A 24497-nucleotide genomic window follows, 5' to 3' on the forward strand; every position below is an offset into this window, starting at 1 on the left:
AACAATATTTTATGAAACTATTTTTTAGAAAATTAGGCGAGGGCAAACCTCTTATAATTCTTCATGGCTTTTTAGGTTCTTCTGATAATCTTTTCACAGTTAGCAAGGTATTGGCAGAAAACAACCTTTCTGTGTATATCTTAGATGCCAGAAATCATGGCCAGTCTCCCTCTTCTGATATACATACTTACGACGCCATGGCGGATGACCTAGCGGAGTTTATAACTTCCGAGAGCATAGAAAATCCTATCATTTTGGGCCATTCTATGGGCGGAAAAACAGCATTAAGGTATGCTCAAAAATATGATAATTATGAGAAGTTAATTATTGTTGACATTGGCCCTAAGTTTTACCCCACCCATCACGATCTTATCATGGAAGGTTTAAATGCCATTCCAATTGAAAGCTTAAATAGCAGAAAAGAAGCGGAGGAGATTTTCTCGAAATACGTAACCGACCCAGGTGAAAGACAATTTATTCTAAAAAACATTTATAGAACAGATGACGGTTTTGCGTGGAGAATAAACGTTTCTATTTTAAGCAAAGAGGTTGACAACGTAGGAGAAGAAATAATGCCAGATAGAAAAATCTTAAAGCCGGTTCTTTTCATCAAAGGGTTAGAATCTAACTATATCAAAGATGGAGACATTGAAAAAATTAGAGAGACATACGTCAATGCCCAAATGATAGAGATAGCGGGTGCCAACCATTGGGTGCATGCCACTAAGCCAAAAGAGTTTATTGAAGTTGTTCTTAATTTCTCTAAATGAAAACATTTCAAAAAGAAATAACATTGAAACCCTATAGCAGGGGTTTTCATTTAATTACAGATTCCATCGTAAGAGGCATCCCAGAAATAAAGGAAATTGACGCAGGTATTCTTCAAGTTTTCATAAAGCATACATCTGCATCTTTGACATTAAACGAAAATTGGGATCCTTCTGTGAGAAGGGATTTTGAAAGACATATAAATGTCATGGTTCCAGAGAATGCCCCCTATTACGAGCATAATTACGAAGGAGCCGACGACATGCCTGCACACATAAAAGCTTCTTTATTGGGCAACTCTGTACAGATACCCATTACCAAAGGCCGTTTAAATACAGGTACTTGGCAGGGTATATATCTCTGCGAACACCGAAACGCCGATTCTGGAAGAAGTTTGGTATTGACGGCTTGGGGTATATAAAAAGCACGAACCCTTTCGGATTCGTGCTTTAACGTAAATTCAAGAAGGAAACTTAAAGACCTTTAAGGGCTTCGTTCATATTTCTTACGGCATCCGCAGAAGCTTCAAAAGCAGCTTTCTCTTCGTTGCTTAATCTTACATTGATGATTTTTTGCCATCCACCTTTTCCTATTACTACTGGCACACCTATACAAATATCTTTCTGACCGTACTCACCATTTAGGTAAACACAAGAAGGTATAATTCTTTGCTCATCTCTTACAATAGCTTCCACCACTTGACAAATAGCAGCTCCTGGAGCGTACCAAGCAGAAGTACCTAAAAGACTTGTTAGGGTAGCTCCACCAACTTTCGTTTTAGCAGCTACCTCGGCTAAATCATCAGAGTTGATAAATCTACTAACTGGAAGACCATTCCAAGTAGCCAAACGGGTTAAAGGAATCATAGTGGCATCTCCATGACCACCGATTACCATACCGTTGATATCGTTGGTTGAAGTATTCATTGCTTCGCCCAATCTGTAACGAAAACGAGCCGAATCAAGTGCTCCGCCCATTCCGATAACACGTTTTTTGTTGATACCCATTTCTTGAGCTATTTGATACGTCAAATAAGTCATGGTATCCATCGGGTTAGAAACGATAAGAATGACCGCTTTTGGAGATACTTCCAAGGCATTGGTAACCACCGTTTTTACAATACCCGCATTGATTCCAATTAAATCCTCACGGCTCATACCTGGTTTTCTAGGAATACCAGAAGTTACCACAATGACATCAGATTTAGCAGTCTTGCCGTAATCATTTGTAGATCCAACGATAGTACTGTCAAACCCTTCAATAGAAGCCGTTTGCATTAAGTCCATAGCCTTACCTTCCGCTATGCCCTCTTTAATATCCAATAATACTACCTCGTCAGCTACTTCTCTGCGAGCAATCACATCAGCGGCCGTTGAACCTACTGCACCAGCACCTATAACAGTTACTTTCATTATCTTTTTGTATTTTCTTAGCAATTCCCGTTATATGGAGAACCACAGGATTATAATATTAATCTCAACTGGGTTAGTCCCTAATTGTTTGACAAAAATATTGCTCGAAAGGCCTTAAACCAAAACTATCTGAGCTATTTTTGAGAAAAATGATGTAAAAAGTAATTTTTTTTAAGATACCGTTGTTTTAGTATCAAAAAGCATTCTTAATGAGTTCTAATCAAAATACAGAAGACTTAATTTCCAGGGTTCTAAATTCTATTTTCTTCAAGAGTTCCCTTGGAAAAGCCAATAGGATTTCCAAAAACTCTAAAAGCCTTTTGGCCTTGTTAAAAAATGCACTTAACAAGTCTAAGAATTTAGGTGTGGGTGGTGTATTCGATTCTATACGGACCAAACTAGTAACCATTGGTAGTTTACTGAAAGCTTATGCATCTGGAGAATATCGTGATATAGAATTAAAGAATTTGGTCATCATGATTGCTAGCCTTGTCTATTTTATTTCTCCTATTGACCTATTGCCTGATTTCTTACCCTTTTTAGGTTATGCTGATGACATTGCCTTACTTACATTTGTTTTAGGAAACATGGGGGAAGAGCTAGAAAAGTTTGAACTTTGGTTAATTAACAAAAATATCAACTGATTAAAGCGTAGTTTCCTGTTCCTTACATATCTTTTACTTATCTTTGTTTAATTATATATCTGAAAATATCATGGAATTAGCTACATTATTATTCTTGGGAAATTTAGGTGGAACGGAAATTTTCGTTATCGTCTTTGTAATATTATTATTTTTTGGTGCTAAGAAATTACCTGAATTAGCCAAAGGCTTAGGTAAAGGAATCAAAGAATTTAAAGACGCCACTAAGGATGTTAAAGAAAACATCGAAAAAGCAACGAAGGGAGAAGATTGATACTTTCATTTTCTTCATTTGAGTAAAATGCAACAGCACATTTAGGGTGCTGTTGCATTTTGTTTTGTGGCTTTCTCAGAAAGCTTTTTCAATAAAAAAACAAAAACAGCTTAGAAGTTTGACTAAACATCTATTCATAGACGTTAAAAGTTAAAATAATATTGATTTTTTGGATTTACCAACATACATTTGAACAACTTCCTAATAATAACGTGTTTCATTCGGATATAATTACTAAAATTTATGGTCAACTCTAAATCTGCTGCACTGTGTGCAGTTCTTTCATTTCTTGCAATAAATTTCAGCTTTGCACAGGCAGACTCGATAACGAATGCCATTGTTCCGGTGAAACAAATTGTTATTGGCAACAAGCCCAATAAAGAAATTAAAACGAATCAAGTTTCTTCAGAACCCGCTTCTAAAGATTCTATTTCTAAAAAAAATGCGGTCAATCCGAAAGCTACGTTTCCGGGTTCTATTACCGTAATGGACGAAAGGGATAAAGTAGAATTTCAGATTATTCCGGCAGATGATGACGTTTTAGCAGCTCGAGTGCAAGGTCTAGAAAACATTATGCCCATGCCTTACAATGAGCACGTTAAAAAATACATTGATTATTTCTTATACAGGCGTCCTAACTTTGTAAAGCAAATGCTAGAAAGGAAAGAATTTTACTTTCCAGTATTTGAAAAATACTTAGCCAAGGCTGGCATTCCTGATGAGATGAAATATCTAGCTCTTTTAGAGTCTGGGCTTAACCCAACGGTTGTGTCTCATGCAAAAGCGGTAGGACTATGGCAATTCATGTCTCCTACTGGAAGAGAATATGGTTTGAAAATCAATAATTATGTGGATGAAAGAATGCACATAGAAAAATCTACCGAAGCATCTTTTAAATACCTTACTTGGTTACACAATTACTTCCACGATTGGGAATTGGCTCTGGCCTCTTACAACACAGGACCAGGAAACATTAGAAGAGCCATCAGAAAGTCTGGCAAAACGGACTATTGGGAATTACATGATTATATTCATAGAGATACAAGGGCTTATGTTCCTCAGTGGGCAGCATTGAATTACTTAATGAACTATTCTGCTGAGCACGGTATTTTCCCTGACATCGAAAAGACCTTCTACCCTATTGCTTCTAAAGATTTGATTCTGGATGGCCCATTAAATTTGGCTTCATTTGCTGAATTAAATTATTTGGACTTAGCCACCTTCCAAAGGTTAAATCCTCATATCATTACCACGGATATCCCATCTTATGCAAAAGGTCTGGACATAAAAATCCCATTAGAAACCTATGCTTATTTTAGAGATAACCAAGACTGTATCATGGAATTAGCGTCAAATCTATCTACAGTTTCCCCTACAGACGACATTGTTTCCATTACGGACGCAAAAGGCAGTTTTCATTATGAAACAAAAACTGTAAAAAAATACCATAGAGTAGGAAGTGGCGACTATCTAGGAAAAATAGCATCATCTAACGGTGTTGGAGTATCGGAGCTGAAAAAATGGAATAACCTGAACTCAAGTACCATACAAAAAGGACAAAGGTTAGTTTATTACACTACGGAATCCACTAAAGTTTATGATGAATTAACTCCTTCCAAGACAGCTAAGGTTGAGAACAAAACACTCATTGCTGAAAATACCAACGAGGAAAGAAGTAATGTAAAAGTAGTAAGCCATGAGGCAAAAGAAAATTCTAAAGTAGAACAGCCTAAGGTAGTAGCCAAAGCAGCTCCTAGTACGCCTTCATATAGAAATGAAACAAGAACAGTAAAAAAATATCATACAGTTGGAAGAGGTGATAATCTAACACATTTGGCTAGAGACTATGGTACATCCATTTCTGATTTAAAACAATGGAATAACTTAAAATCAAACGAAATCCAAAAAGGACAGCGTTTGGTTTATTTCACTACTGTTACAGAAAGAGTATACGACAAAGTAAAATCAACAGACGACACCAATATTGTGATTTACACTGTACAGGCAGGTGATACCCTATGGGCTATTTCTCAAAGATATGGTTACTCTATAGAGCAAATTAAGCAACTAAACGGTATGTCTGACAATACAGTTAAAGTTGGTCAGAAAATAAAAGTAAAAGCATAAGGCCTACTTTTCAAGTTCTTTAAGCCCGAGATGTTACACATCTCGGGCTTTTCTTTTTACCGCGAGTATGTCGACCTATCCAAAGAGAGTTTACGAGTAACTAATCTTTACTTGATGAACACTTATAAGGCCATACTAGGCTTTCCGTAATTTCCAAACTGGGTGACTGCAGAAATAAAATAAAACACTAATTCCGAGTTAAATTCAAGACAAACCGCTCCTTCATTATAAGTCCCTGAATATGACAATAGATCCACGTACATAAAATTACTAAATCCGTTTTCAACCGTTTGTTGCTACTTCTTTTCCCTATCTATAGGTACCATAATACAAAAAGAGTTAATTTCCCTATCATAAAATAAAGGAGATGGAAAGTCATTTAGAACCCACTAAACAAGAAATCATTGACTGTCATGAGAGAATAAAACCCTATATCAATAGAACTTCACTAGTTACAAATAGAGATTTAAACAATGATTTAAATCTAGCACTGTATTTTAAATGTGAAAACGAACAAAAGATAGGAGCTTTCAAAGCAAGAGGAGGTTTGAATGCTGTTTTACAGCTCACCCACCCTGAGATCGACCGCGGCTTGGTAACACACTCCTCTGGCAATCATGCACAAGCCTTAGTGTATGCTGGTAACATCAGAAATGCTAAAAGCTGGATAGTTATGCCAGAGACGGCTCCAGACATTAAAGTAAATAAAGTAAAAGAACTCGGAGCGGAAGTTATATTTTGTAAAAATACACCGGAAGCAAGGCAAAATACTGCCAATAAAATAGTTCTAAAATATGGAGCTATTTTCATTCATCCATTCGACAATCATCATGTGATTACTGGTCAGGCCACAGTGGCCAAAGAGATCATTGAGGATATTCCAGAAATAGAAATCATTATTCCTCCCGTAGGTGGCGGTGGACTCTTAAGCGGAACAGGATTATCTGTGCGTTATTGGTCAAACAATTGCGAGGTTTATGGGGCAGAACCGGAAGGTGCCGCGGATGCCATTTTTTCATTTAAATCTGGAAAAGTAGAGCATGCAAAATACGTTGATACTATTGCAGACGGACTACAAACACATTTAAGTGAAAGAACGTTAGGTATTATCCGGAATCACGTAAAAGGCATTCTTTTAGTGAGTGAAGATGAGATCTTGAACGCTTTGAATTTGATATACAAACATCTCAATATTATAGTTGAACCTTCTGCCGCAGTCTCTTTTGCGGCATTAATAAAGCACAAAGAAAAATTTAAAGGCAAGAAGGTGGCGGTTATACTTACGGGTGGAAACCTAGATGAGAAACTAATCCCAAAATACCTAAGCAAGTTATGATAGCCATACCATTACCAAATCCATTTAACCAGAAGGCACTTTTTCAATACCTCAAAAGATCTATTCATGAAATAACTTTTACGATAGATAGTAATGATGTTATTTGGAAGGTTTTCCCTTTCGATAAAACCTTAATTTTAACCAAAATCACCTTCTCTTCTACGCATATTACCTTAAGTTTCCCTGACAAAATACCCAAAGAACATCAAGCCTCAAAAATCACATACTATATTAAAGAATGGTTTGACATAGAAACAGATCTTACTGCATTTTATAAGCTTGTAGAAAATGACAAAATACTAGGAGGGTTTATTCAAGAATTTAAGGGTTTAAGGATTGTCAAAGCCCCTGAACTTTTTGAGGCACTTTCCTGGAGTATCATAGGACAGCAAATAAACTTATCATTTGCTTACAGCTGTAAAAAGGCTTTAGTAGAAAGTGCTGGAAGAACTTTAGATTTTGAAGGTAAAAGCTTTTATACTTTCCCGAGCCCTTCAGACATACTAGAAATACCCGATGAATCCTTTAGACAAATGAAGTTTTCAAGTCAAATACATTCGTGGTGTGGCTTTAGAAATAATAGATGGCTCTTTGTCTAAGGAGCTCTTAAGTATTTTGAATTTTGAAGATGCTAAGAAACGACTTACTAAAATTAAGGGTATTGGTAATTGGTCTGCCAACTACACGCTTATGAGATGCCTAAACTTTAAGGAGGCTTTTCCGATAGAAGATGTGGGCATCCATAATGCCATTAAAAAACATTTATGTCTCCCAGAAAAACCTAATTTAAAAGAACTTGAAGACCTTTCTAAAAAATGGGAAGGGTGGCAGGCCTATGCCACCTTTTACCTTTGGCAAAGCCTACTTTAGTTCTACTTGTTTTAAATCGTCATCTCACAAAAAATGACACTAAGATTTCTTATAGTAAATACCTAAATATTCCTATCATTCGTATCGACAAACAAGCCAGATGTCCATTTTCTTGCTTATTTTCAATCAATTTTATTGACATTTATATACATTTTATAGCCAAAAAAGTATTACACACTAACAACTTCCAAAGAATTCTGGATACCAGAATTTTCAGTATAAGTTCACACCTTTCATTCATGCCACGATGATTACATTGGAAACTACACTACAAGAACTTTTTCATTTCAAAAATGCCGAAGCATCAGAGATTCTGAAACTATTTAAGCCCGTTAATTACCCAAAACACGCTTTTTTAGTCCAGCAAGAAGAACTTTCTGAAAACATATTTTATATTACAAAAGGCTTAGCAAGAGAGTTTTTCACTTTTGATGCTAATAAAGACGAAGACAATACCATACAGTTTATTAAGGAGGGCGAATTCTACTTTTCTAATAATAGTCTTTTAGAAGTTCAAAAGTCAAAGTGTTTCACGCAGACCATAGAACCCATAAAAGCCCTTGTTTTAAGCAAAGAAAAACTTAAAGCGTTTAGCTACGAATTACCTTTTATAAACAGACTTGCTTTTTTGATTCTAAAAGAAACTGTAATTCGTCAAGAAAAAAGAACGGACATTTACATGAGGCATAGAAAAGGTGCAGACAGGTATAAGCTTTTTTTAGAATCCTTCCCTAATTTAAGCCATAGAGTAAGCGACAAGTATATTGCCTCTTATTTACAAATGAACTCGTCAACTTTAAGCCGAATAAGGCGGCTTAAGGCCTAAAACATAATTAAGGTATATTAAACCCGCTTATGTATTAGAAAATCTCCCGATCGTTATCGGGACTGTAGCTAAATTGCTTCAAATCAGTTCGTAAATACACTTAAATTCAATCATCAGAACCCTTCAACTTTAGCTCAGGGTAAACCGCTATGCTAATCTCGTTTAAATGCCTGATTTATTCCACTTAAACCACTCATTACGATTCTCCAATGCATAAAACGGGTCGAAATTAGACCAAAAAATAGGCTGTCTCAAAAGTGTGAGACAGCCTATTTTTATTTAAACTCCTATCTGAGAATATTTTGAATAAGTAATTCTCAAAACTTACGTTTTACTTATGATACTTCCTCTTTTTTTGAGTATATCTGCCATCCTATTTAAAGGATTTCTGTTTCTACCTATTTAAACTACTACCCTTTTCAAGGATTTTCAATTCATTTTTACCCATAAACTCTTTTATACTTTTAGATTTCTCCCAAGCATTAGCAAGCCTACCTAACTTAGTATTGGGTTCCCAATATACCACATCAATTCCGTCGAGTTCTGTGGAAGTAAAATCCCCGATTTCGTCATTATCTTCCTCTGCTATACGCTTAGTCCATTGTCTGTCGGAAACACCCATTACAAGATTTTCCATTTGGTCAAAATATATAAACAACAGCACAGGTTGTCTTTTATCAGTATCAAAATTCCAAGGAAGCCATTCTCCACTTTGCATCTGATTCTCTTTAAAATTTAATGGAAATGAAGCCAAAACTTTTCCTTTATGTTTAATCCCTTCATTTTCAATTTTCAAAACGTAAACCACTAAATCTTCTTTGTTTCCAACCAACCCTCCATTACAAAGACCACCCATATAGAGTTCATTTCTGATATTCGTAATATTCGTAATTCTAAAATCTCCGTTATTACATAAAACAGAAACATCCGCCACCTTAAAGCTCTCCAAAGCTCCCTTAGGTGCACTTTTGCCAGAAACTAGCTGCATATGGTCTAATTCACCCTTGAATTCATAATTAGGTACAACCATAGACACGTCCTGTCCTTTGGAAGTAATAAAGGTGAAACACAATACAGTTATTGGCAATAAATAGCGACTCACTATTTTCATCATCTCAAAAATATTAGTTAGAGAAAGCCTTGTACAGGCTTTCATTTATAATTAAAATTGACAAAAACCATACCGACAAGCGGCTAGTCGCATAACTAAGAATATTTTTTTATTAAATAGACTGCCAAATAGCAGTCGTTTTTAATCCTTTAGCATTAACTCTAGATATTAAAAAGAAGAAATACCGCTATAAATCACATCCCATAAGACCATTACAACAAACCTTCCGCCATTTACATATACAACCTTATTTGCTCAATTTTTTTATTGGCTGATAATCTACTTTTCTAAATTCTACCTCAGAACCTTCGGATTGCAATGCAAATCTCCCGCTTTGTGCTGTGGCATGATAACCATAATTAACAAGACTGCCATTCAACCAAACTTTTACTTTGTCCTTAAAACACTCAATCTGCATGCTATTCCACTCACCTGGTTCATTCTCCACGTTACCAGTCAAATTTGGAATTCTTCTATTTTTCTTACCATCTATTCCCCAGTCTTCCTTTGGACCTCTTCTTAACTCCATATTGGGCACCTCAATATTTTCACCGATACACCAGAAGTCTCCAGCGTTGGTATGTTTTAGCTGAACCTCCACAGACTGCGGAAACATGTCGTAAAGCCTTCTAGGCTTGGATACATGTACCAATGCACCGCAGTTTCCTGGCGTACCAACAAACCTGTATTCTAAATTTATACGATAATTTTTAAAAGATTCATCTGTAATAAGATGGCCACCCGGAGTACCCAGAGTGACTAGCTTCCCATCACGTACAAAAAATGGATTAACAGCTTCTGGATTTTTATCTATCTCAGGAACATCTATATGCCAGCCGTCTAGAGACTTACCATTAAAAAGTGGAACTACAGTTTGAGATTCTTGGGCATTACAGTAAGAAGAAATAATAATTACGAAAATAAAAGCAGTACTTAAAAGCTTCATGTTTGTTGGGTTGTTTTTATAAATATAAGGCCAAAACGTAAAACCTCAGCTTCCAAAGTCCTAAAATCTACCACTAAAACTCCCTTTAAAACCTATTATCCCGAAATACGCAAAATAATTCATATAGTATCTTGCATAACCAAGTACCTTCCATTATGTTTGTATCACAATTATGAAAAAGCTAGAAACAATAATAGAAGGTGAGACCACCGTGTCTCATCTTCTAAAAATCAAAAACGAATGAAAATAGAGAATGCCAAAGTGCAGATGCGAAAAGGTATTTTAGAATACTGCATTCTGCATATTATTTCGAGAGGCGAGATTTACGCTTCCGAAATTTTAGATGAGCTCATTGAAGCCAAAATGATGGTGGTGGAAGGCACACTTTACCCCCTACTTACTCGATTAAAAAACGCAGGTCTCCTTGACTATAAATGGGTAGAATCAGTCTCAGGGCCACCGAGGAAATACTATATATTAACAGAAGGTGGAGAAACTTCTCTACAAGCCTTAGAAGGCACTTGGGCAGGTTTATCTGCATCTGTAAAAACTATTACATCTAAGAAGAAATAAGCACCATAATACTGGTTATCAATTAATTAGTTATGAAAAAGACAATACAAATAAATATATCGGGAGTGGTCTTCAACATTGAAGAAGATGCTTACGAAATCCTAAACGGCTATCTCAGCTCCATTCAAAAATACTTTTCCAATTATGAAAGTAGCGATGAAATAGTAGCAGATATTGAAGCCAGAGTTGCTGAGAAGTTCATCGGCAAAAACAAACCCGAGGAGCTTCCTGTCATTGGAGCGGAAGATGTGGCAAAGGTCATGGCCAGCATGGGGACCGTAGCCGATTTCCAAGCTATTGAAGAGGAGGAAGAAGAAGCCTTCTCTGCGGAAACCAACACAAAAACTGAAAATAAATCTGAGCAACAATCAGAAAGAAAAGCCTCTAAAAAATTATATAGAGACACCAAAAGAAAGGCTCTTGGTGGCGTACTGGCTGGCTTGGCAAATCACTTCAATGTGGACGTCGTCTGGTTTAGAGTTATCTTTTTAGTAGCAGCCTTAGGCTTAATTGAGTCGGGCATTGGAGGATTCTTTGTACTTGCCTATATCATTTGCTGGATAGCCTTCCCAGCAAGCGAAAATCTCGAGGAACAAGAGAACATTAAGAAGTTTTATAGAAATGGCGAAAACAAAGTAGTCGCCGGTGTGGCCAGTGGTCTTGCGTCTTACTTTTCCTTGGATGTGGCACTTATCAGGGTCGTTTTTGTAGTAGGTGTAGCGTTCTTTGGCGTTGGTATAATAGCATACCTGGTACTTTGGGTGGCTTCACCAATAGCTCAAAGCTTAACCCAGAAAATGGAAATGAAAGGCGAACCTGTTACTATTGAAAACATTGATAGTAATATTAAACAAAACCTTTCTGATTCTTCTAGCCCAAACGTTAGTAACGAAAGTACCCTCACAACACTATTACTGTTGCCTTTCAGAATATTAGGAAAGCTATTTCAAGGAATTGGTCATTTGCTTTCTAAGCTAGGCCCCGTCTTTAGAGTTTTTATAGGCATTGGCTTAAGTGTTTTAGGATTGGGATTAACCGTTTCTGCGGTAGTAGCTACAGGAGCCTTTTTCGGACTCATGACCGAGCACTCCTGGTTTTCTCAAAATGATAGCATTGCGTTATTCACCAGAGATTTAGATCCTTCAGCTGGTATCTTTTTATTCCTAGCTACGGCCTTGCCAGCTATTGGAATATTAATTTCAGGCATTTTTCTTATCACCAACAACAGGCTCGGAAATAGAAACTTCTGGTTGACTGGACTTGGGCTTTGGTTACTAGGTTTAGTAGGTTTGGCTATTTATGGTGGAAAATACTCTATGAACTATGCTAAAAATGCATTTGTAACCCAGAATGAAACCTATAGCTTCACTAGTGATATTATTTATTTAGATGCCAATAACAACTACTTAGATAACGATTTCGACTTTAACACCCAAGTGAGAATATTAGAATCTGATAATAATGACGTAAGTGTTGAAAGAAAATATTCTGCATCTGGAAGAACGAGAGAAATAGCCAAAGAGAATGCCAAAAGTCTCACTTATAACATCGTTCAAAAAGATTCTGTATTAATTTTCGATGAAAGGGCTAGACTAGACCAAAACACAGGCTTTAGAAATCAAAAAGTCTATGTAGAAATCAAGCTTCCGGTTGGCCAAAGAGTACACATGAGCAATGAATTCGCCAGTAATCTATTAAAGGACAACTGGAATTTAAAAAGAAAATATGGTTTAGATGGAAACGACTTTGATGCCCTTATTTTTAAGATTAATAGCAATGGTGAATTAGAATGCGAGGGCTGCGAGGTTTTAGACGAAGATGCTCAAAAGGCGTTTAATAACAGAAGCCATTATGATTATAACGACAATGACAGAGATTTCGAACGTATGGGAGATGGTCCTAACCGTATTTTTGACATAAAAAACTTCGATGGAATAGAAGTGGGAGGATCTTTTCATGTTTTAATTATGCAAGGGGACACTTTCAATGTGGAGTTTATGGCAGAAAGAGAAAGGGATATTGAAGATCTAAATATCAAACTCAATGGCCGTGAGCTAGATATTGATTTCAAAGATAGATTTTTCGAGAACAGAGGCAGAGTATTGGCATACATTACCATGCCAAACATTGAATCTCTTGATATATCAGGAGCATCGAAAATCAAAGTTCTATCCTTTGAAAATGTAAATAATTTAGACATAGACCTTTCCGGAGCATCTAATGCCAAACTAGATATAGAAGCCAAAAAAGTGAGAGTAGATGCCTCTGGGGCTTCCACTTTAGAAATAAGAGGCACAGCCGAAGACATTGAACTTGACCTTTCTGGGGCTAGCAGATTTAACGGAAAGCGTGCTGAAATAGAAAGAGCATATGTGGATGCCAGTGGAGCCAGTCATGCAGATTTTGGCAAGGTAGAATCTTTGCGTTCAAACACAAGTGGAGCCAGCTCTGTAAATAGAGATTAATTTAAATAAACTGCAACCATTATAAGAGGTGTTGCATCTAACCTGCAACAAAACTATTATTATGAAAAAGCTAATTTTACTCCTTACCTTAATTTGCTCACATCTTTATGCCCAAGACGGGTTCAAAAGAAGTTACAAACTCAGCAATTTTAATGCGATTGACGTAGGTGGGTCTTTTGAAGTAAGGGTAAAACAAGCTAGCGAATACAGCGTAAAAGTTTTAGCAGAAAAGAAAAAAGACTTAGAAGATCTAGAAGTGAGCGTAAGCCATGGAGAATTAAACATTGGTTTTAATAACAACTGGAACTTCTGGGACAATATCACCGGTAGCAGAGGAAAAGTGAAAATATACATCACTATGCCAGACATTGAGTCTTTAGATCTTTCTGGTGCCAGCCAGCTCAGCTTATATCCCTTTAAGGGTCTGCATGACTTAAATGTGGATGTTTCTGGTGCAGCCAAAGCAAAAATAGCCGTCGAAACTGAGGAGTTAAATGTAGATGCTTCTGGAGCTTCTCATATAGAAATAAAAGGAAGAATAGAAAAAATGAACGTGGATTTATCTGGTGCTAGCCACCTCAAAGCAAAAGAAGCCATTGTAGGCAGAGCTAATGTAGAAGCCAGTGGTGCTAGCCATGCTTCCTTCGGAAAAGTTAAAGACTTGGATTCCGACACCAGTGGTGCTAGTCATGTAAGCAGAGATTAAAAGATATCATCTTCCATTTAAAAGTGCTAATTTCAAGTCAAAAAAAAGATTTGAAATTGGCACTTCCTACTTTATTGATTTTCTTTGGCTGGCTAGCTTATGGTTTATTCCATAGTTTATTGGCTAGTACTCAGGCTAAGGGTCTTGTAGCTCAACATTTACCTTCATTATTTAGAAAATATAGACTTTTCTTTGTTTTGTCTGCCGTGATTACACCGCTTCCATTACTATACTTTCATTTTATAACAGACTCGGAAAATGTATGGGAAAACTACCGAGAAATAAGATTAGCCGGAGGTGTTATGGCTGGATTAGGCTTAGCCATACTCAGAAAGGCCTTTAAGGTCTATGACACTAAAATGTTCTTTGGTCTTACTTCTTCCGCTACAGATACCGAACCTTTCAAAACGAATGGCATTTTAAGTAAAGTAAGACACCCACTTTACACGGCCACATTAATGATTTTCTGGGGTTGGTTTCTTTTTAGTAATACATATTTGAACTTGGCTTTTTGCATGGCAAATACCATTTACATATTGATTGGCATAAAATGGGAAGAGAAAAAGCTCATTAAACTATATGGAGACCAATACCTTAAATATAAATCTGAGACGCCTATGTTAATTCCTAAGTTCAGAAAATCCTAGCATTAGCCCTTCATAAACCTAACCATTAAGACTTCCATAAGAAGAAACACCAATGCAGCATATAAGAAATATTTCCACAGCTGTTTCCCGAAGTTTTGCTCCGCAAAAGTGCTGATAAAATCGCCATCCTGAACATTGTCAAACACGGTTATATTGGACATTCCCTTAAATGCTTCTCTTAGTTCATCTGGCGTATAGTTTCCCATTCTAGACTCTTTGGAGTCGTGATTTAGCCCTAAAACGGTTTTGGTTACACCGTCTACTTTTAATTCATAAAAGCCCGATTCTAATTCCTGGTTATCCGATAAATCTGCAGAAGAAGGCAATTCCAATAAAAGGTTATTTCCTCTTACTCTCTGTATAGGTAATATCTCAAAATCGCCTTTCTTTAGAGTATAAATGGCATTTTTGGGGGCATTAGGAAACGGAATCACCAATGTACCCTCATTGAAATTATAGGCCAACTTTTGAGGTTTAATACTTAAGGCCGCTATTTTAAAAAGCGTAGGCACAAAAAGAGCATGCTCTGCAAAATTCCCGTAATTGCTGAGTAATGGGGATGATAATAAATACAAAGAACCTTTACCAAAGTCTGTTTTACTTAAAAACGACTTTCCACTCTTTAGATTTAATAATCGTTCTCCCAAGCCTGTCCACTGAATAACCGGCTGCGTGGATGGCAAGTTTAAAACCACAGAAGAGGAAGAATACTCAAACACATCAGAAAAGAAAGACTGGTTTTTGTCTGGGACTTCCAGCTCCACCCTGTTATCCACGGAAATACTGTCCATGATACCTGTAAGTGTATTTATACCTAATCCGGAAACCAATCCTTGATAAGATAAAATATCTGGACGAGTGTTAGGAATAACTATCAAACTACCGCCACTTTTCACGAAAGTCTGAAGTGCATTCCTCAAGTTTTCATCTATTACTGAAGCTCCTTCTAACAACACCAAGTCTGCGGAAGAAACCCTAGAAAGATTGACATTTCTAATGCTGAATTGCTCAAAGTTAAAAAGGCTATCATCGTCATAAAGTTTAGCCACATAATCAGAGGGGCTTTTTTCTTGAAACAGATGTAAGATATTAATGGCCGGAGAAACGTCAATGACAAAATACTGCTCATTATCAAAAGTAATAGGCTGATCATCAAAACTGACAGAGCCTTTGTGCTGACCTTTAGTTCTAACCGTAAAATTAAAGCTGGCCGTAGCATAACTCTCTGGCCCTACCGTCACAGAAGACGTGGAAGTCTGCACACCATCAATCATCAGTTTGATAGGCATTTTCTCTACTGTCTCACTACCCGAATTATACACCTTTACATTAACAGAAGAGTTTTGCATCTCTCTTATGAAAGGTGTAGACAACCAAACGGAGTCCACAAAAACATTCCTGGAAACCTCTCCCTGCACTGGTACTAGATAGATCTTGTTCAGGCTATCCGTCTTTAGCTGAGCTAAATCTCCTGAAGTACTTTTTTGAAAGTCGGAAAACCAAAAGAAATTATTTTCTGAACCCGAACTTTCTTTCTCTGCCATGCTCACTTGCCTTCTGTAAATGGCTGCTAAGCTTCTTGCTTCCGGAGAAAACTTCACAGCCGTTAATCTATCCTTTACTTTGGTGGCACTATTGGCAAACTGGTCTTCACCAGAGAAGTCATTCGTTGTTAACTGAATATTCTGTTGATTTTTAAAAAGCGAAAGAAGTTCGTCAATTTTAACTACCGCTAAATCAATGAAACGCTTATTATCTGTGGTATTCTGCATACTCAAGGAATTATCCAGATACAATCCGTTTATTCCCAAAGCACTCGAATTCGAACTCGACCCATTTTGAGCAGGTAAAAAAGGCTGAGCAAAAGCTAAAACTAAGGCCGCTAAAAAGAGCATTCTGGCTGCCATAATGAGCCATTGCTTGAGCTTTCTGAAAGAGGAAGTTTCGGTTTCTACTTTCTTTAGAAAAGCTACATTAGTAAAATACACTTTCTTGGTTCTACGGAAATTAAACAAATGGATAACCACTGGTACCGCTAGCACCAACAAACCCCATAAAAGCCCTGGATTTAAAAACTGCATATACTATTGTAGATTTAGGATTTTTTCATGTAGTCACCTCGAGAGAAATATTTTTCAATAAAACAGTACATCAAAATGAAGAAATAACGGCTACCCATTTCTTTTATTTTCAGTTTCGACTCGCCGTACTTTCTATTAGTCCAACTGTTTGGAACTACAGCGTAAGAATAACCCCTTACCATCGCTTTGAGCGGTAGCTCAATAGTCAGATTAAAATGCGGCGACATAAATGGCTTAAGACCATCCATGGTTTCTCTTTTATACAGTTTAAAGGCATTGGTGGTATCATTGTAGTCAATTCTCATCAACATTTTAACAATAAAATTGGCCATCCTATTGATTACCCTCTTGTGCTTTGGATAATCTATCACCTTACCACCTTTAATCCATCTGCTACCAAAAACACAATCGACGTCTTTTAGCTGCATGGTTCTATAATACTTGACCAAATCCTCAGGATCGTCTGACATATCAGCCATAAAAACTGCTACGCAATCACCAGTAAACCTTTCCAAACCATATCTTACAGCGTAGCCGAAACCGTTTGGTCCTTCGTTGGTCTCAAAAACCAGTGTTGGTATTTCTTTCTGAAGCTCTGTTAAAACTTCTATCGTATTATCTTTCGAATTATCATTGGTCACCCATATTTCATGGTCAATATTATGCTTCGACAAACAACTGTGCAAAGACCTCAGGGTTTCAGGAATAGATTCCGCTTCATTATAAGCAGGAATTACAACGCTTAATTTCATCTAGCAAAAATGCTTAGAAAAGCTGATTATGACAATTTAGTTTGGGAGTTTTGGAAGCAGGTATTTAAATCTCTTTAATTTTAAACACGAGATATGGCCTCAAATTTTAGAAAACTATCTAGCAAATCAAAAAAGCATACCTTAACCTACTGAATAATAGGTATATTATATAAACTTCAAAAATAAATCTTATTTCACTGTCCAAATAAAGCATCTGAATTCGTCTTAAACCTGAAAACGATGTTTAACAAAAAATTACAACAATCATGAACACTTACTTATTATTATTTAGAGGCGGAGACGGTCAAATGGCAACACAATCTCCAGAAGAGCAACAGGCTCACATGCAAAAATGGTTTACCTGGATGGGCGGCTTATCAGAAAAGGGTTTAATGTTAGGAGCTGAACCCTTACACCAAACGGGTAAAACTATAGCAGGAAAAGACAAAGTAGTTTCTGACGGCCCATTTATGGAAGGCAAAGAAATGGTAGGTGGCTACCTTATCTGCAAAGCAGCTAATTATGATGCTGCAGTGAAAATTGCCAACGATTGCCCTGTTCTAGAATTTGAAGAAGGCAATGTAGAAGTAAGAGAAATTCAGGTAATGAATATGTAATACCGGAATAGTATCTCTACGTCAAGCACAAATATTGAACAGTTAACAGACCATCTTTTCAGGCAAGAAGCTGGAAAGATGGTTGCTGTTCTGACCAATATATTTGGCCTAGCCAATCTAGAACTGGCAGAAGATGTGGTGCAAGACACCCTAATTCAAGCTTTAAACACTTGGAAAATTAAAGGAGTACCCGACAAACCCGAAGCTTGGCTTTTTAGGGTGGCAAAGAATAAGGCCATTGACCAGATTAGAAAGAACAAACACAGCGAAAGCTTTGACTTCACAGAAAACGAAAGGCAACTTCTAAATTCAGAATACACCATAAATAGCAGCCTAGAAAATTACTGGAAAGAGGAACTTATTGAAGACCAGCAGCTCAAAATGATGTATATCTGCTGTTCACCCGAAATTAGCCCAGAAAGTCAGATAGCTTTGATTTTGAAAACGCTTTGCGGTTTTAGCACCCCAGAAATAGCCAAGGCATTTCTGACCTCAGAAGACACCATTTCTAAACGACTTTATAGAGCTAAGACCTTTTTCCGAGAGCATAAAACAAAGTTTGAACTGCCCGAAAAAGAAAAACTTCAAGAGCGAACATCAAAGGTCCTAAATGCCATCTACTTACTTTTTAACGAAGGTTATAACTCTAGCAGTAATAAAAACCTGATTAGAAAAGACCTCATTCATAATGCCCTCATGCTGGGCAAATTAATTACCGACAGCCCAGTTACCGTCAATCAAGAAGGCATGGCTCTAGTGGCACTAATGTGTTTTCACGCGGCAAGAGAAGATAGCAGGTTAAGCCCAGAGGGCAATATCATTTTACTAGAACATCAAAACAGAACACTTTGGAATAAAGAACTCATAAACCTTGGCATTCAATATTTGAATAGGGCAAGTGCTGGTGAAAACCTTAGTTCTTATCATATAGAGGCCGCTATTGCTTTTGAGCATTGCAAAGCAACAAGTATTGAAGAAACGAACTGGAAGCACATTTTGACGCTTTACAACCTCCTCTATCAAAGTAACAAATCGCCTATAGTGGCTTTCAATCGTTTGGTGCCTTTTCACCAAATTCATGGTGCAAAAAAAGCCCTCAAAGAACTGGATAAAATTAAAGAGTTAGATAGTTACTACCTCTATCACAGCTTTAGAGCACAACTCCTTAAAGAAACTGGAGATACTAAAAAAGCCATTAGTGCCTACCACATAGCACTTAAATTAACAGACTCAGAAGCTGAACAGGATATGATTATCCAGAGAATAGTCAATTACGAGAAAGAGCAAAGTGCTTAATTTGCAGTGATGTAAGTTGTAATTGGTAAACCATTCCTAGCAAAAAGTAAGATTAGGCTATTATTGGAAGATTTGACACAATGAACATCTCTTACTTCTCCTGAAATATTCAAACCACTTTCTTCAAGTTTAAGCGGAACAAATTGGCCATCACCTTTTCCTATAAGAACAAGTCCTTTATTCGCGTCATATCTACCGTACTTAACTCTAGTTCCATAAAAGTTTCCTGCTAAAATAAGATCCAATTTATTATCCTTATTGACATCTAAAACGCTAATGGCATGGATAGGAGCTAACTGTGCTGCGGAAGGTAAACTTGATAATTTAAATCTATTATTTCCTAAATTTTCAAGATAGGACGTAGCGAAAGTTTTAGCTTTTAAAGTCATGGCTTCTTTTAACGCTTTCGAAGTGAAAATATCCGTTATTCCTTTATCGGCATAAGCAGAATAATTCACGTATTTCGATTTCACAAAATCAAGTTGTTTGCTGAGATCATCTTTGGAAAATACTGGATAGTTTTTCCCCAAATAATAATTGGACAAAATTGGATCAATAGAACCATTCCCATCGAAGTCCTTGGCATATAAAGTTACAGGCTCTTCTATACTAGCTTTGAGTTGGGAGTTTAGTCCAAAATTCCCTAAAATGTAATCCATATCTCCATCACCATCAAAGTCTCCTTCTTTAATGGTATTCCACCAACCCTCTGAATCTCCTAAGCCGGAACCCAATGGGATTTCTTTCATTTTTCCACCATTGTTCTTAAAAGCTCTTATAGCCATAAACTCTCCGATAACAATCAAATCCACCTTGCTATCTCCATTAAAATCGCTCCATATAGCATCCGTAACCATACCAAACGATTGAAACCCACTACCCACTACGTCAGACGTAATGTCTTTAAAGTTACCTTTTCCATCATTTTGTAGCATATAACTACCTGGAGCATTAGGGTATTTACCAGGCTCCAAACGACCGCCAACAAAAAGATCCAAATCGCCATCTGAATCATAATCTCCGGCTTTTACGCAAGAACCACTTATGAACATTTGAGGTAAAGCTTTTTTCTTAAAGCCACCTTTCCCGTCATTTATATACAATCGATCTTGTAATTCAGGAGAATTAACCGCCACCTCATTACCTCCGCTTACCACATACAAATCTTGATCGCCATCTCCGTCCGTATCAAAAAACAATACGCCAACATCTTCGCAATCACTATCTTCCATAAAAGATAAATTGGATTGCTTTACGAAACTTCCGCTGCTGGTTTGATAGAAAAGTGTTCCACTATACCCTTTAGCTCCACCAATAAACACATCGGCTAGGTTATCATTATTCACATCAGCTACGGCCATTCTAGGACCTTGAGTTGAAAGCTTGTGGGGTAACAAGACCTCTCTATTAAAGTCGATATATTCATTCTCTTGATGAATGAAAGAACCAAAAAGAGACTTTGTCATTTCTTTAAACAAAGGCTTTCCTGAATTAGGGGATTCGTCTCCGTCAATTAAAGCATTAGATTGATTGAGAGTTATGGTTTGATTAGGCTTTTGGCTACTTAATTTTTGCCTACGCCCATCGGGCCAAATAACAGTTAGGTGCTTAATTGTTTTTTGAGTCCCAAGGCCAAATACTAAATCGTAAGAAACCGAAGATTGAAAGCCCCTTGTTGGCATAAGTTCCTGAGAAAGCGTTTTGTCTTCTAAATTTAGCTCCACTCTAGAGCCAACACCAAAGGTGTTTTTTCCCTCCCCTATGAGTTTAATTCTCAAATAATTATTCGCTGTCAGTTTCTCGCTATTGTTTCGGTAAATAAAAGCTTCAGAATCTGTATTGTTTACTATTAAGTCCAAATCACCATCATTGTCCAAATCTGCGTATGCGGCTCCGTTTGAAAGTGATTTCTGGTTTAAACCCCAATCCTTATTTACTTTAGAAAAAGTAAGATCACCATTATTGCGATAGGTATAATTTTCTTCAATGGATGAAGGTATATTTTCCAGTAGTTTGTCAATTGACATCGGAATTCCGGTCTTGTTCTCATTCAATTTTTCTTGGACCGCAAAATTCATGAAATCCATATTTGTGTAGTCCTTTTTCACCCCGTTGGTGATATAAATATCCTTTAAACCATCATTATCCAAATCACAAAATAAAGTCGACCAACTCCAATCAGTTCCTTCTACTCCAGCAAATTGACCAATCTCGGAAAAAGACAATCCATCATTATTTAAATGGAGCATATTTCTCATACTCTGTTCGTAAAAGCCATTTTTAACGAGCATTTGGTATTTATCATAATTGTCTGGACCAGAAACCATCTTTTGACGCATATTACCTTCAGGCCACATATCTAGCGTCATAATATCAGTATATCCGTCATTATTTATATCGGCAATATCAGATCCCATAGAGAAATGGGAAGTATGACCAATATAGTTTTCTAAACTTTCGGTAAATGTTCCATTTTTATTATTCAGATATAGGTAATCCTGCTCGTTAAAATCATTTGAGACGTAAATATCTAACCATCCATCATTATTAATATCCGATATTGAAATGCCTAAACCAAAGCCCAAAACATTAGCCGTAAGTCCTGCCTCTTGTCCTACTTCAATAAATTTTCCGTTTTCATTTTTATATAATTTATCCTCAAAGAATGGCTCCCTTCTTGATTTTAAACCATTGGTTACAGATCTAAAACTGGCAAATTCTTGAATTGAGTGATTGAGCACATAAAGGTCTAAATCTCCATCTTTATCATAATCAAAAAAGGCTCCTTGCGTAGAATAACCATCATCTGCTATCCCATATTCTTCCGCTTTTTCTGTAAACGTAAGATTTCCATTATTTATAAAGAGTAGGTTTTTCCTTTTATGACTGTCTTTAGCTGCTGATCTACAGACATAAATATCAAGAAGTCCATCACCGTTTACATCCGCCATAGTTGTTCCAGTATTCCAAAATCCCGCAGCAAAAACGCCAGCCTTTTCAGCTATTTCTTCAAATTCAAAGTTCCCCTTATTCAAATATAACCTGCTACCCACCATGCTCCCTGTGAAATAGATATCTTGCAAGCCGTCATTGTTTATATCACCCACAGAAACCCCACCGCCATTATAGAGATAGCCATAGGTGAGGATATTAAACTCGGGAGTTTCTTGAATTAAATTTTTAAACTTGATACCCGTCTGGCTACTAGGGAGTAGTGAAAACATTTTTGAGTCATCCACCCTATTACAAGAAATGAATAAGAAATTGAATAAGACTAAAAAGTATATAGCCGTTTTGCTTAGGTAGTTTTTCACTTAAATCAAAGATTTGTTCAATTGAACCTAAAATAATATTTACGATTGAAATAAGCTTTCAATATGCTCTTCTTTATGGGCTAGGACAAAGACAAAAAAAGCATGTGTTATAAAAACACATGCCTTTTTTAGACTCACTTCTTCAATTTAGAAATTGGCTCCACCAGTATCCCACCATAAATGTGTACCAATTTCATCTGGTCCTTTTAATTTGGCTGTGGCATCAGCAACACCCTCCGGATTACCATTTCTTTCTGCAATTACGAAAGGCATCCTTCTTAAAATTTCTCCTTTAGGAATTGTTCCCCAATCGGCGTTACTACTATTTTGATAAACCGGCGGTAATTTTGGATAACCCGTTCTTCTATGATCCATCCAAGATTCCATTTCATTGGTATAACAAGCAATCCATTTTTGAGTAATTATTTTCTCTAATTTAACCTCTTTAGATGCCGCTTCGTCCCAAGCCACCGTATTGGTAATGGCATTTTTAAAGGCATTCACTCCAGCAGGAGCTTTGGGATCAACATAATCAATTGGAAGGCTCTTACTATCGGCTAAATAGGCATCTACGCCGCCTGCACCCCATAACTCAAAGGAAGCTCTTACTCCAGACTCATAATTTGATTTTGCATCACCTGCACCAACCCATCCTCTTAATGCAGCTTCCGCTTTTAAGAAATAAACCTCATCCGCACTTAACACTTTTCTCTTGGTTACTTTAGCTGGGTCATTAAAAGTAATATCAAGCGTTGAGAAACTTAATCTATCATCTTTGGCTACTAGTGTTGCTCCATTTCTAATTCCTTTATATGGCCATCCTGGATGATCCTGCACTAATGACAAGTCTGAAACTGGATCGAAATACTTCTCTATTCTGTTGTCTTTATAACCAATTAAAATAGACTCCATAGATGCACTCATACGTGTATCTCCCCATTCGAAACAAATCTGAGCAGGGTGAAATTTAGCACCATATCCAGAAATATTGAAGTTGTCTGCATTGGATAGTATTAATCCAACAGGATCAGCAAGAGCTTTTTCTCCTTCCTTTTTAGCCAGAGCTGGATCTACCTTCGACACTCGCATGGCCAATTGTAGTCTTAACGAGTTCGCATATTTAGCCCATTGCCTCACATTTCCGCCATAGCTGGCATCAAAATTATTAAGGCCTACATAAGCACTATTTTTGCTAAATTCGGCTATGATTCTGTCCAAATCACTAAAGAAAGCCTTGTAAAGAACCTCTTCACTATCGTACTTTACAGCACCCGTTTTACCATAATTTGTATAAATAATAGGGCCTTGGTATAGGGTAACTCTAGACATTGAAATAATTTTTATCAGATTCGCCCACTCCACAAATACAGAATATCCATCTTTTTCAGCCAGCTCAATTACTTGTTTGGCTGGTGCCATTACATTATTGTACTCTCTACCCCAATACCCATTCCAACGTATGTAATAGGTCGTATTATTAACTCCACCCACAAAAGGTGTTGGTGTCGCCAAATGTTGAGAATAAGTCACATTGGTTAGGTTATGGTCAATTTGATTCCCGAAAATCTGACCAAGCATAGAAGGATAAAATGATCCTACGTGATTAAAGTCTTGTTTTAATGATTCTGTCGAGATCTGGTAGGGGTTGGTATTGATCTCTTCAAAACTGTCCGTACAGCTTGCAAACGCAAAAGCTGACGCAATTAGATATATAAACTTCTTCATGTTTTCTTAT

At 36.9% G+C, this 24497-nt stretch carries 22 protein-coding genes; 15 read left to right on the plus strand and 7 right to left on the minus strand.

The window, feature by feature from the left end:
• Nucleotides 1–11: 11 nt before the first annotated feature.
• Together ACSBFT_RS13830 and ACSBFT_RS13835 are read left to right on the plus strand one after the other, a co-directional pair.
• Nucleotides 12–770: an alpha/beta fold hydrolase gene (locus tag ACSBFT_RS13830; RefSeq protein WP_489601070.1), complete on the plus strand. Its 759-nt coding sequence runs from the start codon at nucleotides 12–14 to the stop codon at nucleotides 768–770.
• Nucleotides 767–1189 carry a secondary thiamine-phosphate synthase enzyme YjbQ gene (locus ACSBFT_RS13835; RefSeq protein WP_489601071.1) on the plus strand — a complete coding sequence of 141 codons (423 nt, stop codon included), beginning with the start codon at nucleotides 767–769 and terminating at the stop codon, nucleotides 1187–1189. Before ACSBFT_RS13830 ends, ACSBFT_RS13835 begins: the two co-directional genes overlap by 4 nt.
• Nucleotides 1190–1241: 52 nt before the next feature.
• Here ACSBFT_RS13835 and mdh read toward each other — a convergent pair whose 3' ends face one another.
• Entirely contained in the window at nucleotides 1242–2180 is a 939-nt protein-coding gene (gene mdh / locus ACSBFT_RS13840; protein WP_489601072.1) for a malate dehydrogenase, read from the minus strand.
• Between the two features lie 209 nt (nucleotides 2181–2389).
• Between mdh and ACSBFT_RS13845 the strand changes: the two genes are divergently transcribed.
• The 7 genes from ACSBFT_RS13845 (at nucleotide 2390) to ACSBFT_RS13875 (ending at nucleotide 8254) form a co-directional block, all read left to right on the plus strand.
• Nucleotides 2390–2824 carry a YkvA family protein gene (locus ACSBFT_RS13845; protein WP_489601073.1) on the plus strand — a complete coding sequence of 145 codons (435 nt, stop codon included), beginning with the start codon at nucleotides 2390–2392 and terminating at the stop codon, nucleotides 2822–2824.
• 70 nt (nucleotides 2825–2894) lie between these two features.
• Nucleotides 2895–3095, plus strand: coding sequence for a Sec-independent protein translocase subunit TatA/TatB (locus ACSBFT_RS13850; protein ID WP_463047666.1), 201 nt, complete (start codon nucleotides 2895–2897; stop codon nucleotides 3093–3095).
• A gap of 243 nt (nucleotides 3096–3338) precedes the next feature.
• Nucleotides 3339–5222, plus strand: coding sequence for a LysM peptidoglycan-binding domain-containing protein (locus ACSBFT_RS13855; protein WP_489601074.1), 1884 nt, complete (start codon nucleotides 3339–3341; stop codon nucleotides 5220–5222).
• A gap of 367 nt (nucleotides 5223–5589) precedes the next feature.
• Nucleotides 5590–6558 carry a threonine ammonia-lyase gene (locus ACSBFT_RS13860; protein ID WP_489601075.1) on the plus strand — a complete coding sequence of 323 codons (969 nt, stop codon included), beginning with the start codon at nucleotides 5590–5592 and terminating at the stop codon, nucleotides 6556–6558.
• Nucleotides 6555–7157 (plus strand): DNA-3-methyladenine glycosylase family protein, encoded by a 603-nt coding sequence (locus tag ACSBFT_RS13865; protein ID WP_489601076.1) that lies wholly within the window; start codon nucleotides 6555–6557, stop codon nucleotides 7155–7157. Before ACSBFT_RS13860 ends, ACSBFT_RS13865 begins: the two co-directional genes overlap by 4 nt.
• Entirely contained in the window at nucleotides 7123–7428 is a 306-nt protein-coding gene (locus ACSBFT_RS13870; protein WP_489601077.1) for a DNA-3-methyladenine glycosylase family protein, read from the plus strand. Before ACSBFT_RS13865 ends, ACSBFT_RS13870 begins: the two co-directional genes overlap by 35 nt.
• 247 nt (nucleotides 7429–7675) lie before the next feature.
• A complete protein-coding gene (locus tag ACSBFT_RS13875) occupies nucleotides 7676–8254 on the plus strand; it encodes a Crp/Fnr family transcriptional regulator (protein ID WP_489601078.1) in 579 nt (192 codons plus the stop codon).
• A gap of 394 nt (nucleotides 8255–8648) precedes the next feature.
• Here ACSBFT_RS13875 and ACSBFT_RS13880 read toward each other — a convergent pair whose 3' ends face one another.
• Together ACSBFT_RS13880 and ACSBFT_RS13885 are read right to left on the minus strand one after the other, a co-directional pair.
• Nucleotides 8649–9410, minus strand: coding sequence for a hypothetical protein (locus ACSBFT_RS13880; protein WP_489601079.1), 762 nt, complete (start codon nucleotides 9408–9410; stop codon nucleotides 8649–8651).
• A 202-nt stretch (nucleotides 9411–9612) separates the two neighbouring features.
• A complete protein-coding gene (locus ACSBFT_RS13885) occupies nucleotides 9613–10311 on the minus strand; it encodes a 3-keto-disaccharide hydrolase (protein ID WP_489601080.1) in 699 nt (232 codons plus the stop codon).
• A gap of 240 nt (nucleotides 10312–10551) precedes the next feature.
• Between ACSBFT_RS13885 and ACSBFT_RS13890 the strand changes: the two genes are divergently transcribed.
• From ACSBFT_RS13890 to ACSBFT_RS13905, 4 genes are all read left to right on the plus strand, one after another.
• A complete protein-coding gene (locus tag ACSBFT_RS13890; RefSeq protein WP_463047673.1) occupies nucleotides 10552–10884 on the plus strand; it encodes a PadR family transcriptional regulator in 333 nt (110 codons plus the stop codon).
• Between the two features lie 32 nt (nucleotides 10885–10916).
• Nucleotides 10917–13349 (plus strand): PspC domain-containing protein, encoded by a 2433-nt coding sequence (locus tag ACSBFT_RS13895; protein ID WP_489601081.1) that lies wholly within the window; start codon nucleotides 10917–10919, stop codon nucleotides 13347–13349.
• A 61-nt stretch (nucleotides 13350–13410) separates the two neighbouring features.
• A complete protein-coding gene (locus ACSBFT_RS13900; protein ID WP_463047675.1) occupies nucleotides 13411–14055 on the plus strand; it encodes a head GIN domain-containing protein in 645 nt (214 codons plus the stop codon).
• A 23-nt stretch (nucleotides 14056–14078) separates the two neighbouring features.
• Nucleotides 14079–14702, plus strand: a complete 624-nt coding sequence (locus ACSBFT_RS13905) for a methyltransferase family protein (protein WP_489601082.1) — start codon at nucleotides 14079–14081, stop codon at nucleotides 14700–14702.
• Between the two features lie 2 nt (nucleotides 14703–14704).
• On the opposite strand, the gene ACSBFT_RS13910 is transcribed toward ACSBFT_RS13905, so the two are convergent.
• Together ACSBFT_RS13910 and ACSBFT_RS13915 are read right to left on the minus strand one after the other, a co-directional pair.
• Nucleotides 14705–16783 carry a BatA domain-containing protein gene (locus ACSBFT_RS13910; RefSeq protein ID WP_489601083.1) on the minus strand — a complete coding sequence of 693 codons (2079 nt, stop codon included), beginning with the start codon at nucleotides 16781–16783 and terminating at the stop codon, nucleotides 14705–14707.
• Nucleotides 16784–16797: 14 nt separating this feature from the next.
• On the minus strand, nucleotides 16798–17535 hold the full coding sequence (locus ACSBFT_RS13915; protein ID WP_463047679.1) for a glycosyltransferase family 2 protein: 738 nt from the start codon (nucleotides 17533–17535) through the stop codon (nucleotides 16798–16800).
• Between the two features lie 266 nt (nucleotides 17536–17801).
• Here ACSBFT_RS13915 and ACSBFT_RS13920 point away from each other — a divergent pair, with 266 nt between their 5' ends.
• Both ACSBFT_RS13920 and ACSBFT_RS13925 read left to right on the plus strand, forming a co-directional pair.
• On the plus strand, nucleotides 17802–18152 hold the full coding sequence (locus ACSBFT_RS13920; protein WP_463047680.1) for a YciI family protein: 351 nt from the start codon (nucleotides 17802–17804) through the stop codon (nucleotides 18150–18152).
• A 33-nt stretch (nucleotides 18153–18185) separates the two neighbouring features.
• Nucleotides 18186–19448, plus strand: a complete 1263-nt coding sequence (locus tag ACSBFT_RS13925) for an RNA polymerase sigma factor (protein WP_489604842.1) — start codon at nucleotides 18186–18188, stop codon at nucleotides 19446–19448.
• Here the strand turns inward: ACSBFT_RS13925 and ACSBFT_RS13930 are convergent.
• Together ACSBFT_RS13930 and ACSBFT_RS13935 are read right to left on the minus strand one after the other, a co-directional pair.
• Nucleotides 19445–22672 carry a VCBS repeat-containing protein gene (locus ACSBFT_RS13930; RefSeq protein WP_489601084.1) on the minus strand — a complete coding sequence of 1076 codons (3228 nt, stop codon included), beginning with the start codon at nucleotides 22670–22672 and terminating at the stop codon, nucleotides 19445–19447. The two genes, ACSBFT_RS13925 and ACSBFT_RS13930, sit on opposite strands and share 4 nt — an antisense overlap.
• A gap of 237 nt (nucleotides 22673–22909) precedes the next feature.
• Nucleotides 22910–24487 carry a SusD/RagB family nutrient-binding outer membrane lipoprotein gene (locus ACSBFT_RS13935; protein WP_489601085.1) on the minus strand — a complete coding sequence of 526 codons (1578 nt, stop codon included), beginning with the start codon at nucleotides 24485–24487 and terminating at the stop codon, nucleotides 22910–22912.
• Between the last annotated feature and the right edge of the window lie 10 nt (nucleotides 24488–24497).

The organism is Arcticibacterium sp. SM2516, assembly GCF_057914865.1.